The following is a 15,854-nucleotide window of genomic DNA, read 5'->3' as shown; positions in this document are numbered from 1 at the left end:
CAGCATGACGGAGGCTTTCAACGACAGATCTTCGACAACCCGTCTTCGATAACCCGACCTGCGTCATCCTGAGGTGCGCGCATGGCGCGCCTCGAAGGACGCACCGCGCGTCGCCTCACAGCGGCTTCAGCGCGTCCATGAAGCGCACCGGCGCGCCCTGCGACGGCGCGGTCAGCTCGCCCTCCCACATCACCCTGGTCCCGCGCACGAAGGTCCCGACCGGCCAGCCGGTGACCTCGACCCCATCATAGGGCGTCCAGCCCGGCTTGGAGGCGATCCAGCCGTTGCGGATGGTTTCCTGCCGCTTCAGGTCGACCACGGTGAAGTCGGCGTCGTAGCCGACCGCGATCCGTCCCTTGGTGGCGATGTCGAAGATGCGGGCCGGCCCGGCGCTGGACAGGTCGACGAAGCGCTCCAGCGACAGACGGCCGGCATTCACATGGTCGAGCATCATCGGCACCAGCGTCTGCACGCCGGTCATGCCGGAGGGGCTGTCGGGATAGGGCTTGGCCTTCTCCTCCAGCGTGTGCGGGGCGTGGTCGGAGCCGAGCACGTCGACGACGCCATCGGCCAGCGCCGCCCACAGCGCCGCGCGGTGATGGGCGTCGCGCACCGGCGGGTTCATCTGCACCAGCGAGCCGAGCTTCGTGTACCAGGTCTCGTCCATGGTCAGGTGATGCGGCGTCACCTCGACGGTGGCGACATCCTTGTTGTCGCGCAGGAACGCCATTTCCTGCGCCGAGGTGACGTGCAGCACATGCACGCGCTTGCCCTCCTCGCGGGCGAGGTTGACGAGGCGCGTCGTGGCGGTCAGCGCCGCGATCTCGTCGCGCCACACCGGGTGCGAGGAGGCATCGCCCGGCACGCGAAGGCCCTTGCGCTCGGAAAGGCGCGGCTCGTCCTCGCAATGGAAGGCCGCGCGGCGGCGGATCACCTTGAGGATCGCCCTGACGCCGGGATCGTCGGCGACCAGCAGCGAGCCGGTCGAGGAGCCGATGAACACCTTGATGCCGGCGGCGCCGGGCAGCATTTCCAGCTCCGGCAGGTCGGCCACGTTCTCATGGGTGCCGCCGACGAAGAAGGCGAAGTCGCAATGCATGCGGTTGGTCGCGCGGGCGATCTTGTCGGCCAGCGCGTCGGCGGAGGTGGTGAGCGGGTTGGTGTTCGGCATCTCGAACACCGCGGTCACCCCGCCCATCACCGCCGCGCGCGAGCCGGATTCGAGGTCTTCCTTGTGGGTGAGGCCGGGCTCGCGGAAATGCACCTGGGTGTCGATCACGCCGGGAAGCACGTGCAGGCCGGTGCAGTCGATGGTCTCGCCGGCCTGCGCGGCGTCGAAGCAGCCGATGCCGGCAATGCGCCCGCCGGTGACGCCGACGTCCCGCAGGGCGATGCCGTCCTGGTTCGCCACGGTGCCGCCCTTGAGGATGAGGTCGAAGGTCTGGGGCATGGTGTCCTCGCCGGTAGGAGCGCGCGGGAGATTAAGCTGCGGGGCGCTCTTAAACCAAGTCGGGCCGTGCGGGAACGGGGTTTGCGCCGTCGGCGCGGCGGGAAAGCGATCCGCGCGGCCGTCAGGCGAGCGTGAACGCGACCCGCACCAGCGTGCCCGCGCTCGGCGCGGTGCCGGCGAGTTCCACCTGCCCGCCCAGCTGGGTGGCGAGGCCCTGGATGATCCGCCAGCCGAGGCTCTGGCTGCGGGCAAGGTCGATGCCCGCCGGCATGCCGCGCCCGTCGTCGCCGATGGCGATCTCGTAGCGCTGCGGGCCGCGCGGCGTGACGGCGATGCGCACCGTGCCGGCGGCGCCGGCGGCGAAGGCGTGCTTGAACGAATTGGTGACGATCTCGGCGACCAGCATGGACAGCGTGGTCAGCTGCGTCACGTTCAGCGGCAGGTCCGGCGAATCGACCCTGCAGGCAATGCCCTCGGCACCGGAGGCGGCGATGAGGTCGCCGCACAATTCGCGCAGGAACTGGTCGGTCGGCATGTCGAGCCGCTCGGGCGCATAGAGCCGGCGGTGGATGCGGGCGATGGTGTCGAGCCGGGCGCGGGCCTCGTCGAGCGCGATCAGCGCATGCGCCGGATCGTCGGCGGCGCGGCGCTTGTGCAGGCTCAGCAGCGCCGCCACGAACTGCATGTTGTTGGCGACGCGGTGCTGCAGCTCCTGGAACATGATGCGCTGGTTCTCGTAGAGCCGGGCGGTGGTCTCCTGTTCCACGCGCAACTGCTCGGCGGCGCCGAAGGTGAAATGGATCAGCGCGATGTCGATGGCGGCGATGGAGATGAAGAAGGCCAGCGCCAGCAGCGCCTGGCCGTTCAGCAGGCTCATGCCGGTCGACGGACCGACGAAGAAATACCAGGCGGCGCAGGTCGACAGCGCCGCGCAGGTGATTCCCGGCCGCAGCCCGCAGAAGAACGTGGTGAGGATCACCACCGGGAAGAAGGTGAGGAAGGGAAAGTCCGGCGGCAGCACGTCGTCGACGGCGAATCGGGTGCCGAGCGCGGTGGCGAACATGGCGACCCCGAAGGCGTCGCCCATCCAGGCGTGCCGGCGCAGCGGCCGTGCCGCCTCCACCAGCTTCCAGAACAGCGAATTCCCGGAGAGGCGGCGTGCGGGATGCGGTTCAGACATGACGCCGCGCGGCTGGCTCGCACGCGCGAGGGCGGCCGCGATCGTCGCTCCCGCGCGATCGTCCGTACCGGATCACCTTCGACGCGGATGCCACCGACGAATCCCCTCTCCCATACCTGCGACAATCCCCTTGTAGAGGGCACGCGAACGGAGTTCTGCGCACTGGTGAACATTTGGTCCCCTACTGCGTTGCCAGTGCGGCGATCACGAGGCACAGGCACGAGGCAGGGAGAACAACATGAACGGTACCGGGACGGCCAATATCGCGTTCAACGGCGCTGCGACCGGCAACAACCTGCTGGCGGCGCTGCGCGAAGGCGATTTCGCGTTGCTGCGCGGCCATCTCATGCGGCTCGACCGGCCGGCCGGCGCGGTGCTCTACGAGCCGGGCGACGACGTGCGCACGGTCTATTTCCCCTGTGGGCCGACGCTGGTGTCCTTCATGGTGATGCTGGAGGACGGCCGGCCCGCCGAGGTCGGCATGGTCGGGCGCGAGGGCGCGGTCGGCGGCATCGTCAGCCAGGGCCGGCTGCCGGCCTATTGCCGCGCCGTGGTGCAGATCGGCGGGACGTTCCTGCGGCTCGACAGCGCCGAACTGGAGCGCGCCAAGGAGCAGTCGCTCAGCCTGCGCCATCTGTTCGCGCGCTATGCCGACTGCCTGCTGGCGCAGATCTTCCAGTCGGTGGGCTGCAACGCCGCCCATTCCATCGAGCAGCGCACCGCCAAATGGCTGCTCAGCGCCATGGACCGCACCGGCGACGAGAATGTGCGCCTCACCCAGGAACAGCTCGCCTCGATGCTGGCGGTGGGGCGCTCCTATATCGGCCGGGTGCTGCATTCATTGCGCGAATCGGGGGCGGTCGATACCCGCCGCGGCCGGCTGGTGGTGAAGGACGCGGCCAAGCTGCAGCAGATCAGCTGCGACTGCGCCAATGCGGTGGTGCGCCATTTCGACGAGGTGCTGAGCGGCGTCTATCCCAGCGGCGATTTCACCGGCGGCCATGGCGCCAATGTCGACTCCCGCGCGGCCCAGTTCCGTTCCTGAGGGCGGCTTCCCCACGGTTCATGCCGTCCTTCCCGCGGCGGCGGCTCGCTCCGCCGTCGACGTCCCCCGTTTCGCCATGACCTCCTTCCCGCTTCGCTCTTGCCCCGGCCGGCCGCTGGTCTTACCTGTGCGACACGGCCGGCTTGCCCGCGCCGCAACACATCCGCATTGATCGATCGGGCGCGCGTGGTGCCGAACGTCGTGCCGGGAGGCGGCCCATGCCCATCGCTCTTCTCGAACAGCGCGCCCTTGCCCGCGTCGACGGCGTCGAGGCGGCGCATTTCCTCGACAACCTGCTCACCGCCCGCACCCCCGAGGCCGGCGACGCCCGCTTTTGCGCGCTGCTGACCCCGCAGGGCAAGATCGTCAGCGACCTGTTCCTGCTGGCGGTGGAGGGCGGCTTCCGCCTCGAGGCGCCGGCGGACCGCCTGCCGGAGCTGTTGAAGCGCCTCGCGCTCTATCGCCTGCGCGCCAAGCTGGAGATCGTGCCGCTGGAAGGCTGGCGCGTCGGCGTCGCCTGGGGCGGCGATGCGCCGCCGGCCGGCGCGCCAGCCTATGCCGACCCGCGCCTGCCGGCGCTCGGCACCCGCTTCCTGCTCGCCCCCGGCGCCGAGGTCGAGACCACCGCCGGTGAGGCCGACTGGCAGGCGCACCGGGTCGCGCTCGGCGTGCCGGAGGGCGGGCGCGACTTCGCCTATGCCGACGCCTTCCCGCACGAGGCGGACATGGACCAGCTGCACGGCGTTGATTTCGACAAGGGCTGCTATGTCGGCCAGGAAATCGTCAGCCGCATGCAGCATCGCGGCACCGCCCGCACCCGGCTCATCCCCTTCGCGGTGTGCGGCGCCCCGCCGGCTCCCGGCACGCCGATCCTCGCCGGCGGCAAGACGCTGGGCACCGTCGGCTCCGGCGTCGAGGGGCGGCTGCTGGCGCTGGTCCGCCTCGACCGCCTCGCCGAGGCCCGCGCGGCCGGCCTCGCCATCGAGGCCGACGGCGCCACGCTGGTGCCCGAGCCGCTCGCCTGGGCCTCCTTCCCCATTCCCGGAACCGGGAGCGCCGCCTGATGGCCGACATGCACGTTCACGCCGATGGGATCCGCCGCTGCCAGTGGTGCGGCACCGACCCGCTCTATGTCGCCTATCACGACGGCGAATGGGGCGTGCCGGAGCATGACGACCGCGCCCTGTTCGAGAAGCTGATCCTCGACGGCTTCCAGGCCGGGCTCGCCTGGATCACCATCCTGCGCAAGCGCGAGGGCTTCCGCCGCGCCTTCGACCGATTCGAGCCGGCGATCATTGCCGACTACGGACCGGAAAAGGTCGAGGCGCTGATGCGCGATGCCGGCATCGTGCGCAACCGCTCCAAGATCGAGGCGACCATCCGTTCCGCCCGCGCCTGGCTCGACATCATGGACAAGGGGCCGGGCTTCTCGAAGCTGCTATGGGAGATCAACGGCCCGGTGCTCGACAATGCCCGCGAGCCGGACGCGCCGCCCATCGTCACCTCGCCGGTGGCGCAGGCGATGTCGAAGGAGCTGAAGCGCCGCGGCTTCAACTTCGTCGGCCCCACCATCGTCTATGCCTTCATGCAGGCGGTCGGCATGGTCGACGACCATGTCGTCACCTGCCACCGCCACGGCGCGCGCACGTTCGGGGTGCGTCCGGGGGATGCTCCATGAAGGCCACGCCTGCGCCCCGCGCGTGGCAGCGCATGCTTTCCGGCCGGCGGCTCGACCTGCTCGATCCCTCGCCGCTCGACATCGAGATCGAGGACATCGCCCACGGCCTCGCCCGCGTCGCCCGCTGGAACGGCCAGACCGGCGGCGAGAACGTGTTCTCCGTCGCCCAGCATTCGGTGCTGGTGGAAGTGATCGCCCGCCGGCAGGCCGCCGCCGCCGGGTTCGACCTCGACCGGCGCTGGCGCCTCGCCATGCTGCTGCACGATGCGCCGGAATACGTGGTCGGCGACATGATCAGCCCGTTCAAGGCGGTGCTCGGCGGCAACTACAAGGCGGTCGAGGCGCGGCTGCTGGCCGCCGTCAGCCTGCGCTTCGGCCTGCCGCCGGTCTGGCCGGCGACGCTGGTGAAGAAGGTCAAGGCCGCCGACCGCGCGAGCGCCTTCCTGGAGGCCACCCGCCTCGCCGGCTTCGAGGTCGGCGAGGCCAGGCGCTTCTTCGGCACGCCGTTTCCGCTCGACCCCGCCGCCGAGCGGGACTATCTGACTCCGTGGAGCGCCGGCGAGGCCAAGGCGCGCTTCCTCGCCCGCTTCGACGAACTCGCGAGCCAGCCCGCGGAAGACCGCCTGGCCGCAGGTGCCCCATGATCGGGAGGCCGATATGATTCACGTCTGCCCGCTGTCGCGGCTCGAGGAGACGGTGACGCGCACGGGTGCCTCGCATGTGCTCACCGTCATCAATGTCGGCACGCCGGTGGTGCGCCCGGTGACGATCCGGGCGGAGGACCATCTCTTCGTCGGCTTCAACGACATCACCGCGCCGCAGGACGGGCTGATCCATCCGGCGCAGGCCCATGTCGAGGCGATCCTCGGCTTTGCCCGCCGCTGGCCACGGCAGGCGCCGCTGGTGGTGCACTGCTTCGCCGGCATCAGCCGCTCCACCGCCTCCGCCTTCGTCGCCGCCTGCGCGCTGGCGCCGGAGCGGGACGAGATGGCGATCGCCCACGCCTTGCGGGAGGCCTCCCCGAGCGCGACGCCGAACGCGCTGCTGGTCGCGCTGGCCGATGCCGCACTGGGCCGGCAGGGCCGCATGATCAGCGCCGTCGCCTCCATCGGCCGCGGCCGCGAGGCGATGGAAGGCGAGCCGTTCGAGATCGTGCTTTGACGCCGTCGACCCTCGGGCGGATGTCCGACACGAGGGGCGCCCGCTCCCTGCCCCAACATGCTCCGGCCTTACTCTGCCGCTATTGAGCAACAGCGCGGCCGAAAAGACACAAGTCGGCGATTTTCGGCGCGCCGTTAACCCTCCTTCAAAACTTGGGGGGAACGTCCGAATCACCGTGCTATGGTGAGTCGGGCGCATTCCACACGCCCGGAGGTGCCGATTTGTCCGAGATTACCGACCCGACCGCCATCGATCCCGCCGCCGAACGCGCGCAGGAGGACGAACGCCACGCTGCGCTCGCCTATCTCGATGAGGCATGGAACGAGGCGGTCTATGACGGCCTCGACGAGGATTGCCTCGCCCAGGCGGCGCTGTTCACCGCCATCCGCTCGATGGTCGCCACCTATGGCGAAGACGCCGCGGCCGATTTCGCCGCCCGTCTGGCCGAGCGCATCCGCGCCGGCGAATACACCGTCCCGCTGAATCGCCAGTAATATTTTTCGCGCGCAGGGCCTGGAGCCCGGCGCGATCGGGCGCGCATGCCTGACGTCCCCGGCGTGACCCGTTCCCCGTCGATGGAAGGCGCTCAGCCGCCCGGCGTCAGGCCCGCGATGCCGAGCCCATCCAGCCCCGTCTCCAGCCTCCGCCAGCCTTGCCGACGGTAGAAGCCGGCCGTTCCTCGACATCGCCGGCGATCAGCGCAGCGCTACCGAGGCAATCCGCATTGCGATGGGCGACCGGCGTAGAAGGGATCGGAGCCGTTCCCGGTCGTCGTGCTCCTCCCATCGCCGCGGGTTCATAGGCCGGGACAAACGCCAAAAAGCGCGGCGACATCGTCACCGCGCTCGTTCGGCAATCATTCGGGTGGCCCGGGAAGGGGCCGCCGCGATCAGCGGGCGCCGGGCACGACCTTCGGCTTGGACGGCAGCAGGCCCTCGCGCTGGGCGCGCTTGCGCGCCAGCTTGCGCGCGCGACGGACGGCCTCGGCCTCCTCGCGGGCGCGCTTCTCGGAAGGCTTCTCGTAATGACCGCGCAGCTTCATTTCGCGGAAGATGCCTTCGCGCTGCATCTTCTTCTTGAGGGCCTTCAGGGCCTGATCGACATTGTTGTCCCGAACGAGAACCTGCACGTGTCTTCCTCTTCGTGCCGTCGCTTTCGCGTATGCGTTGAATTCGCCGACCGGATCGGGGTCCCGATTTCAGGTCGGGACCGCGCATATCCGATCAAGGTGTGCGCAGATAGCAGAACCGGCCCGGCTTGTCCACAGGCCGCGCGGTCCGGCCGGGCGAATCCATATCCGCCCGGCGGGGAACCCCGGCGGCCTAGAGCGCGCCGCGGATGACGATCACTTCCGCCTCGGCGGCCTGCTTGCGGAACGCATAGGCCGCCTGGTACTCGGGCGAGCGGTAGCAGGCCAGCGCGGTGTCGTAATCCCTAAAGGCCAGCACGACATTGCGCGAGCGCGCCGGGCCGACCACCACTTCGTGCTTGCCCCCGCGCACCAGGAACCAGCCCTTATATGCCTCGATCGCCGCGGCGTCGGCGGCGATATAGGGCTTGTAGCCCTCGGTGTCGTGCACGTCGATGCGCATGATCCAGTAGCCGGTGCCCGGCCCGCCCGCCGGCCCGTCGATCACCCCGGCCGCCGGCTGCACGCCCTCGTAGCCCTCGATCACGATATGCTCGCCGACCGAATATTGCCGGCGGATGGCATAGGCGGCGGCGTATTCCGGCGAGTTCCAGCAGGCCAAAGCGGTGTCGTAATCCTTGAACTCCACCACCACGTTGCGCGATCGCGCCACCCCTTCGACCGCCTCGAACTCGCCGCCGCGCACCAGGTGCCGGGCGCCGTAGACGTCCCAGGCGGCGGCGCTCGCCGCGACATAGTCCTTGTAGTGCTCGGCGTCGCTCACATCGAGGCGGACGATCCAGTATCCCTTGGCCATGGTCTTTCTTTCAGCTGGCGGACAAAGCGGCGGCGATCTCGGCCTGCACCGCGCGCGCGGCGGCGGCGGGGTCGGGCGAGGCGACGATCGGGCGGCCGACCACGAGATGGTCGGCGCCGGCGCGGATGGCGGCGGCAGGGGTGGCGATGCGCTTCTGGTCGCCGACGGCGGCGCCTTCCGGGCGCACGCCGGGAGTGACGATGGCGCGGCGCGGGCCCAGCACCCGGCGCACCGCCGCCGCGTCGGTCGGGGCGCAGACGATGCCGTCGATGCCCGTCTCGCGCGCCTGCTCCACCCGGCGCCGCACCGTGGCCTCGACGCCGGCGGCATAGCCGGCCTCCGCGAGGTCGGCCTCGTCATAGGAGGTGAGCACGGTGACCGCGAGGATGCGCAGCGGGCTGGCGCCCTTGCCCTCCATCGCCGCGCGCATGGTCTGCGGATAGGCATGCACGGTGAGGAAGCTCGCGCCCATGGCGGCGACGCTGGCGACGCCGCGCGCCACCGTGTTGCCGATGTCGTGCAGCTTGAAGTCGACGAACACCTTCTTGCCTTCGCCGATCAACTCGCGGGCGAAGCCCAGCCCGCCGGCAAAGCCGAGCTCATAGCCGATCTTGTAGAAGGTGACGGTGTCGCCGAGGCGCGAGACGGTATCCTCGGCGGCGCGCAGCGACGGCAGGTCGAGGGCGACGATCAGCCGGTCGCGCGGATCGGCGACCGCGGGGCGCGCTTCGATGCTCATCAATGGGTCTCCCGGCGCTGTGGACGCTCAAGGCGCGTCAGACGCGCAGGCCCGCGCGCAGCGCCGACTGGTCGATAAGCGCGCGCAGCGTTCCGCGCAAGCGCTCCAGCTGCCGTTCGTCCTTGAAATCGCCGCCATCGGCGAAGGCCTGGTGGGCCGCCGGCACCATCGCCTGCTCGGCGAGCACCAGCGCGCTCAGGCCCAGCGCCAACACCTGGCGCAGCATCATCGCCGCGCGGTAGCCGCCGAGCGCGCCGGGCGAGGTCGAGCCGATGGCGAAGACCGGCCCCTTGAACGGGTCATGCCCGCCGCCGGCGGCCGGCGGCTTGGCGCGGCTCGCCCAGTCGATGGCGTTCTTCAGCAGCGGCGGCAGCGCGGCATTGTATTCCGGCGTGACGATGAACACCCCGTCGGCCAGCGCCAGCTGGTCGCGCAGCTGCCGCGCCGCTTCCGGCATGCCCTCGGCGGCCTCGAGATCGGCGTCGTAGATCGGCAGCGGATAGTCGACCAGCGAGATATGCACCGTGTCGGCGCCGAGCAGCGCCAGCTCCCGCGCCGCCAGCGCGGCGAGGTTCGCCGAATAGGACCCGGTGCGGATCGAGCCGGCGAAACACAGGATGCGCGGCGCTCTCATCGTCGGCTTCGTCTCTTCTCTGGCGCGGCCGCTCACGCGGCGACGGCGGGCTCGGCGGCACGATACACCCAGACGCGGGCCGGCGGCAGGTTGCGCCACACGCGCGGGCTGCGATGGGCGTGGATGCGCTCCGGCGCCGGCGGCACCGGCGACACCACCGCATAGGTGAACTGGATGAACGGCGCGCCGGGCCGCGACAGATCGAAGGCCTGCTGCACCAGCCGCTCGCGCTCCGGCGCCGGCCGGGTGAACAGCGGCAGGCTGGACACCACCGCCACCGCCGGCTTGCCCAGCGTGCCGTCCAGTGTCGTCTGCATGTCGTAGGCGTCGCCCTGGATCACCGTGGCCTGCGGATAGCGGGTCTTCAGCAGGGTGCAGAATTCCGGGTTGTACTCGATCAGCACCAGGCGCTCCTGGGCGATGCCGCGGGCGATCAGCGCCGCGGTCACCGGGCCGGTGCCGGGGCCGAGCTCGATCACCGGCCCGTCATGGTCCGGCTCGACATAGCCGGCCATGGTGCGGGCCAGCGCCCGGCCGGAGGGCGAGACCGCGCCGGTGCGCAGCGGATTCTGGAACCAAGACTGCAGGAAGCGCACCTCGTCGTCGAGGCGGGGCTTCCTGATCGACGTTTTACCGTCCGACGCCTTGCCGTCCGACGTCTTGCAATCCGTGAGTTTCGGGAGGGAGAGCTTGGAAAACGGCCGGCGGGTCGAGGAGCGCTGCAGCATACCACTTCACTTCCAGGCGCCGCCCGGGGGCAGCCGCGATGACACGGGATGGAAAACGCGGGTCTCGGAAACACTTCGGAAACACTAAAGCGGATATCCGCCGATGTTAAGGCATGCGGATGACGCCGCCGTTACATGCGCATGACATGTCGCCCGGCTACATCACCGGTCCCACATCATCGGGCCGTCTCACTCGGCATCGCCGGCGAAGAAATCCTTCACCTTGGCGAAGAAGCCGTTCGCTTCCGGGTGGGTCTCCTTGGAGCATTCCGCCTCGAATTCGGTCAGCAATTCGCGCTGGCGGCGGGTGAGGTTCTGCGGCGTCTCCACCACGACCTGCACATACATGTCGCCGCGGGTGCGGGTGCGCAGCACCGGCATGCCCCTTCCGGCGAGCCGGAAGCGCTTGCCGGACTGGGTGCCCTCGGGGATCTTCACCTTGGTCTTGTCGCCGTCGATGGTCGGCACCTCGAAGCTGCCGCCGAGCGCGGCGGTGACCATCGAGATCGGCGCGCGGCAGAACAGGTCGGCGCCGTCGCGCTGGAAGAAGTCGTGCGGGGCGATGGACAGGAAGATGTAGAGATCGCCCGACGGGCCGCCGCGCGCGCCGGCCTCGCCCTCGTTGCCGAGGCGGATGCGGGTGCCGTCCTCGACGCCGGCGGGAATGGCGACCTGCAGCGTGCGCTCCTTGGTGACGCGGCCGGCGCCGGCGCAGGCCGCGCAGGGGTCCTCGATCACCTGGCCGCGGCCCTGGCAGGTCGGGCAGGTGCGCTCCAGCGTGAAGAAGCCCTGCGCCTGGCGCACCCGCCCCGCGCCGCCGCAGGTGCGGCAGGTGGTCGGCTGGGTGCCGGGCTTGGCGCCGGTGCCGGTGCAGGTCTCGCAGATGATGGAGGTCGGCAGGCGGATGGTGGCGTCCTTGCCGCCGAACGCCTCCTCCAGCGTGATTTCCATGTTGTAGCGCAGGTCCGCCCCGCGCTCGCGGCCCGAGGCACGCCCGCCGCGACGCCCGCCGCCGCCTCCACCGCTCATGCCGAACAGGTCGTCGAAAATGTCGGAGAAGGTCGAGGCGAAGTCGGAGCCGAAGCCCGGTCCGCCGCCCCCGCCATTCTCGAAGGCGGCATGGCCGAAGCGGTCATAGGCGGCGCGCTTTTGCGCGTCCTTGAGCACGTCATAGGCTTCGCTGATCTGCTTGAAGCGCGCCTCCGCCTCGGCATTGCCGGGATTCTTGTCGGGATGCCACTTCATGGCGAGCTTGCGATAGCTCGTCTTCAGGTCGCCATCCGTACAGGTGCGGGTGACCTCGAGAATCTCGTAATAATCGCTTTTGGCCATTTATCGTCGTGCCGCCGAATCTCTTCCGTCCTGAGCCAGCCTTCCCGCCGGGTCCACTGGCGGACGCGCGGGGCTGGCGGACATTCGGGCCTGTCACATGCAGGAAGCTTGCCGCGACCTGACGGCCGTCGGCATCCCCGCATCCCTCATGCAAGGCCGCCCCGGAAGCAGGCTCCCGGGGCGGTGCGTCGCATCGGCGATCAGGCCGACTTCTTCTTGTCGTCGTCGACCTCGGTGAACTCGGCGTCGACCACGTCGTCCTTCGGCGCGCCGCCGGCATCACCCTCGCCGCCCGACTGCGCGGCGTACATCGCCTCGCCGAGCTTGAGGGAGGCCTGCGCCAGCGCGTTGGTCTTGGCGGCGATCGTCTCGGCGTCGTCGCCTTCCAGCGCCGCCTTCAGCTCGGTGATCCCGGTCTCGATCGCGGCCTTCTCGGGCGCGCCGACCTTGTCGCCATGCTCGGCGAGCGCCTTTTCGGTCGAGTGGATCAGCGCCTCGCCGTGGTTCTTGGCTTCCACCAGCGCGCGGCGCTTCTTGTCCTCGGCGGCATGCGCCTCGGCGTCCTTCACCATCTTGTCGATGTCGGAATCCGACAGGCCGCCCGAGGCCTGGATGCGGATCTGCTGCTCCTTGCCGGTGCCCTTGTCCTTGGCCGAGACATTGACGATGCCGTTGGCGTCGATGTCGAAGGCGACCTCGATCTGCGGCACGCCGCGCGGCGCCGGCGGGATGCCGACCAGGTCGAACTGGCCGAGGATCTTGTTGTCCGCCGCCATTTCGCGCTCGCCCTGGAACACGCGGATGGTGACCGCGGTCTGGCCGTCCTCGGCGGTGGAGAACACCTGGCTCTTCTTGGTCGGGATGGTGGTGTTGCGGTCGATCAGGCGGGTGAACACGCCGCCCAGCGTCTCGATGCCGAGCGAGAGCGGGGTCACGTCGAGCAGCAGCACGTCCTTCACGTCACCCTGCAGCACGCCGGCCTGGATCGCGGCGCCGATGGCGACCACTTCATCCGGGTTGACGCCCTTGTGGGGCTCCTTGCCGAAGAACTGCTTCACGATCTCCTGCACCTTCGGCATGCGGGTCATGCCGCCGACCAGCACCACTTCGTCGATCTGCCCGGCGGTGAGGCCGGCATCCTTGAGCGCCTTCTTGCAGGGCTCGACGGTGCGCTGGATGAGATCGTCGACCAGCGCCTCGAACTTGGCGCGGGTCAGCTTCAGCGTCAGGTGCTTCGGCCCGGTGGCGTCGGCGGTGATGAAGGGCAGGTTGATCTCGGTCTGGCTGGCGCTCGACAGCTCGATCTTCGCCTTTTCGGCGGCCTCCTTGAGGCGCTGCAGCGCGAGCTTGTCGTTGCGCAGGTCGATGCCCTGCTCCTTCTTGAACTCGTCCGCCAGGTAGTTCACCAGGCGCATGTCGAAGTCCTCGCCGCCGAGGAACGTATCGCCATTGGTGGACTTCACCTCGAACACGCCGTCGCCGATCTCCAGGATCGACACGTCGAAGGTGCCGCCGCCGAGGTCGTAGACCGCGATCACGCCGGCCTGCTTCTTGTCGAGGCCGTAGGCGAGCGCGGCCGCGGTCGGCTCGTTGATGATGCGCAGCACTTCGAGGCCGGCGATGCGGCCGGCGTCCTTGGTGGCCTGGCGCTGGGCGTCGTTGAAATAGGCCGGGACGGTGATGACCGCCTTGTCGACCTTGGCGCCGAGATAGGCCTCCGCGGTCTCCTTCATTTTCTGCAGCGTGAAGGCGGAGATCTGCGAGGGCGAGTATTTCTTGCCGTCCGACTCCAGCCAGGCGTCGCCATTGTCGCCCTTCACGATGGAATAGGGGACGAGCTTCTTGTCCTTCTCGACCATGGGGTCGTCGTAGCGGCGGCCGATGAGGCGCTTCACCGCGAAGAAGGTACGCTCGGGATTGGTGACCGCCTGGCGCTTGGCCGGCTGGCCGACGAGGCGCTCGCCGTCTTCGGTGAAGGCGACGATGGAGGGCGTCGTGCGCGCGCCTTCCGCGTTCTCGATCACCTTGGGCGTGGAGCCTTCCATGACCGCCACGCAGCTATTGGTCGTTCCGAGGTCGATGCCGATGACTTTAGACATGAATATTCTCCTTCTGGCAGGCCGGCCGGACCTCGTGAAGCACCCGGAGAGGAACGGGACGGGCGCGTGCGCCGCGCCGTTCCCCCGGACCGGCCCCCAATCGATTGGGTACGGCGCGTTGCCCCGCGCCGTTCGCCGCCGATATAGGGGCGGCGTTCTTCGGCTGCAAGAAGACTCGTCCCGTTAAACGACAGCCGGAGTCCGTTAAACCATGGCCGGCTCGGCTGCGACGAGGAATCGGGACGCGAGCGCCTTCACCGCCGGCACCTGCGCGGCGATTTCCCGCCAGTGCCGCGGGTTCAGCTCGAGGATCGCCACCGCGCCGGCGGCCAGCGGCGCCGCCGCGACCACGCCCTGCCAGTCGATGGCGCCCCAGCCGATCGGCAGATGCAGGTCGCCGTCGCCGAAGGCCGCCGCCTCGGCGGGGTCGAAGGTCCACAATTCCTTGGGCCGGCCGAAGGAATCGTGCAGGTGCAGGTGGCGCGCATGCGGCGCCAGCGCCGCGATCTCGGCGAAGGGGTCGAGCCGGTTCTCGGCGCAGCGGATGAAGGCGTGGCTGACGTCGAGCGTCGCCTTCACCGCCTTGTGGTCGATGGCGGCGAGCTCGCCGGCGAGCTTCAGCGGGCTCGCGGTCTCGCGCACGCCGCCGAAGCGGAACACGTTCTCCACGCAGAGCGTGACGCCGGCCGCCGCCGCGCGGTCGCCGGCGCGGGCCAGCGCGTCGCGCTGGCGGGAATAGGCGACCTCGATGTCGTCGGCAGGATCGCGCACCATTCCCGTGTGCACCACCAGATGGGCGGCGCCGATCGCCCCGGCAATGTCGATCGAGGCGGCCAGCACCGCCTCGTGGCGCGGCAGCCGCTCCGGCAGGTCCATCAGGTTGATGGCGAGCGGGCCATGCACGCTGTAGCCCAGCCGGCGGCCGGCAAGGGCGCCCTTCAGGTCGGCGAGACGCCCCGCCAGCACCCGCCCGCCGACGATCAAATGCCAGGCATAGGCCGGCAGTTCCACCATATCGGCACCGAGCGCCTCCGCCTCGTCGAGCGCGGAGCCGAGATCGTCGAATTCGGGGCTGCCTTCGCGGAGGGAATAGCCGCAGGCGCGGATGGGGGAGGCCGGAAGGGGCATCTGCATCGTTCGGGGTGTCCTTCTCGTGGATATCCGCTGGGCGGATGGAAGCGGCGCAGCAGCGGTTTGACGCACTGCAGCAGCCTTGCACGAAATGGGCGCCCGACCTAATCAAGGCCGAACTACCGTTGCGTTACCAATAGCTTAGGAGGGTTTCGTCCCTCACATCGCCGGCGTGATCCAGCCCATATAGGCGCCTTCGGCATCCCTGAGGATGGCGATGCGCCCGATGCCCGGCACGTCGAAGCCCGGCCGCACCACCGTGCCGCCGGCCGCCTCGGCCTGCTTCAGCCGGGTGTCGACGTCGTCGACGGCGATATAGGTGAGCCAATGGGCGGGCATGCCCTCGAATTCCGGTCCGGCCAGCGGGAACAGGCCGCCGATCTCCTTGTCGCCCTTCTTGATGGTCCAGTAGTCGCCGCCCTCCATCGGCAGCGGCTCGAAGCTCCATCCCATCAGCTTCCCGTAAAAGGCCTTGGCGGCCTCGGGATCCGGGCTGTTGAGCTCGTTCCATACGACAATACCATGTGTCGCAGCGTCGGTCATGTCGGCGTCTCCTTGTGGCGTTCGGCGCGGCGTTAACCTCGCGGATACGATAACGCGAAAAACGTGACAGGGTCGCTTCGGTACCGGGCACGGGCGCGCCATCTTGGCGCCGTGATCGCTTGCGATGTCGCCCGAACCCTTCTAGACCGATCAGCAGGCGGCGTGTTTGAACGGCCGCGCGGCGCATC

Annotated in this window: 17 protein-coding genes; 6 read left to right on the top strand and 11 right to left on the bottom strand. The window is 69.5% G+C overall.

The window, feature by feature from the left end:
- Positions 1-115: 115 nt before the first annotated feature.
- Positions 116-1,450, bottom strand: coding sequence for a dihydroorotase (locus AC1RU4_RS08110; protein WP_492890553.1), 1,335 nt, complete (start codon positions 1,448-1,450; stop codon positions 116-118).
- Between the two features lie 121 nt (positions 1,451-1,571).
- Positions 1,572-2,630, bottom strand: coding sequence for a sensor histidine kinase (locus tag AC1RU4_RS08105; protein ID WP_492890552.1), 1,059 nt, complete (start codon positions 2,628-2,630; stop codon positions 1,572-1,574).
- Positions 2,631-2,868: 238 nt separating this feature from the next.
- Here AC1RU4_RS08105 and AC1RU4_RS08100 point away from each other — a divergent pair, with 238 nt between their 5' ends.
- The 6 genes from AC1RU4_RS08100 (at position 2,869) to AC1RU4_RS08075 (ending at position 7,008) form a co-directional block, all read left to right on the top strand.
- A complete protein-coding gene (locus AC1RU4_RS08100) occupies positions 2,869-3,675 on the top strand; it encodes a Crp/Fnr family transcriptional regulator (RefSeq protein ID WP_492890551.1) in 807 nt (268 codons plus the stop codon).
- Between the two features lie 218 nt (positions 3,676-3,893).
- On the top strand, positions 3,894-4,739 hold the full coding sequence (ygfZ, locus tag AC1RU4_RS08095; RefSeq protein ID WP_492890550.1) for a CAF17-like 4Fe-4S cluster assembly/insertion protein YgfZ: 846 nt from the start codon (positions 3,894-3,896) through the stop codon (positions 4,737-4,739).
- Positions 4,739-5,353 (top strand): DNA-3-methyladenine glycosylase I, encoded by a 615-nt coding sequence (locus AC1RU4_RS08090; RefSeq protein WP_492890549.1) that lies wholly within the window; start codon positions 4,739-4,741, stop codon positions 5,351-5,353. The genes ygfZ and AC1RU4_RS08090 overlap by 1 nt, the downstream gene beginning before the upstream one ends.
- A complete protein-coding gene (locus AC1RU4_RS08085; protein WP_492890548.1) occupies positions 5,350-5,997 on the top strand; it encodes an HD domain-containing protein in 648 nt (215 codons plus the stop codon). Before AC1RU4_RS08090 ends, AC1RU4_RS08085 begins: the two co-directional genes overlap by 4 nt.
- 13 nt (positions 5,998-6,010) lie before the next feature.
- On the top strand, positions 6,011-6,514 hold the full coding sequence (locus tag AC1RU4_RS08080; protein ID WP_492890547.1) for a tyrosine phosphatase family protein: 504 nt from the start codon (positions 6,011-6,013) through the stop codon (positions 6,512-6,514).
- A gap of 221 nt (positions 6,515-6,735) precedes the next feature.
- On the top strand, positions 6,736-7,008 hold the full coding sequence (locus AC1RU4_RS08075; protein ID WP_492890546.1) for a hypothetical protein: 273 nt from the start codon (positions 6,736-6,738) through the stop codon (positions 7,006-7,008).
- Positions 7,009-7,403: 395 nt separating this feature from the next.
- Here the strand turns inward: AC1RU4_RS08075 and rpsU are convergent, their stop codons facing one another.
- From rpsU to AC1RU4_RS08030, 9 genes are all read right to left on the bottom strand, one after another.
- On the bottom strand, positions 7,404-7,643 hold the full coding sequence (gene rpsU, locus AC1RU4_RS08070; RefSeq protein ID WP_213755039.1) for a 30S ribosomal protein S21: 240 nt from the start codon (positions 7,641-7,643) through the stop codon (positions 7,404-7,406).
- Positions 7,644-7,836: 193 nt separating this feature from the next.
- A complete protein-coding gene (locus AC1RU4_RS08065; protein ID WP_492890545.1) occupies positions 7,837-8,460 on the bottom strand; it encodes a DUF1330 domain-containing protein in 624 nt (207 codons plus the stop codon).
- A gap of 10 nt (positions 8,461-8,470) precedes the next feature.
- Positions 8,471-9,199 carry an orotidine-5'-phosphate decarboxylase gene (gene pyrF, locus AC1RU4_RS08060; RefSeq protein WP_492890544.1) on the bottom strand — a complete coding sequence of 243 codons (729 nt, stop codon included), beginning with the start codon at positions 9,197-9,199 and terminating at the stop codon, positions 8,471-8,473.
- Positions 9,200-9,236: 37 nt separating this feature from the next.
- Positions 9,237-9,833 carry an NADPH-dependent FMN reductase gene (locus AC1RU4_RS08055; RefSeq protein WP_492890543.1) on the bottom strand — a complete coding sequence of 199 codons (597 nt, stop codon included), beginning with the start codon at positions 9,831-9,833 and terminating at the stop codon, positions 9,237-9,239.
- Positions 9,834-9,865: 32 nt separating this feature from the next.
- A complete protein-coding gene (locus AC1RU4_RS08050) occupies positions 9,866-10,561 on the bottom strand; it encodes a class I SAM-dependent methyltransferase (protein WP_492890542.1) in 696 nt (231 codons plus the stop codon).
- A 189-nt stretch (positions 10,562-10,750) separates the two neighbouring features.
- On the bottom strand, positions 10,751-11,893 hold the full coding sequence (dnaJ, locus tag AC1RU4_RS08045; RefSeq protein ID WP_492890541.1) for a molecular chaperone DnaJ: 1,143 nt from the start codon (positions 11,891-11,893) through the stop codon (positions 10,751-10,753).
- A 200-nt stretch (positions 11,894-12,093) separates the two neighbouring features.
- A complete protein-coding gene (dnaK, locus tag AC1RU4_RS08040; protein WP_492890540.1) occupies positions 12,094-13,992 on the bottom strand; it encodes a molecular chaperone DnaK in 1,899 nt (632 codons plus the stop codon).
- 204 nt (positions 13,993-14,196) lie between these two features.
- On the bottom strand, positions 14,197-15,126 hold the full coding sequence (locus AC1RU4_RS08035) for a sugar phosphate isomerase/epimerase family protein (RefSeq protein WP_492890539.1): 930 nt from the start codon (positions 15,124-15,126) through the stop codon (positions 14,197-14,199).
- 156 nt (positions 15,127-15,282) lie between these two features.
- Positions 15,283-15,666: a VOC family protein gene (locus tag AC1RU4_RS08030; RefSeq protein WP_492890538.1), complete on the bottom strand. Its 384-nt coding sequence runs from the start codon at positions 15,664-15,666 to the stop codon at positions 15,283-15,285.
- Positions 15,667-15,854 lie beyond the last annotated feature (188 nt).

Source organism: Ancylobacter sp. GW821-FHT10E12 (genome assembly GCF_058809335.1).
Note: the sequence above shows the minus strand (reverse complement) of the source record. Positions and strands in the feature narration are given on the sequence as shown.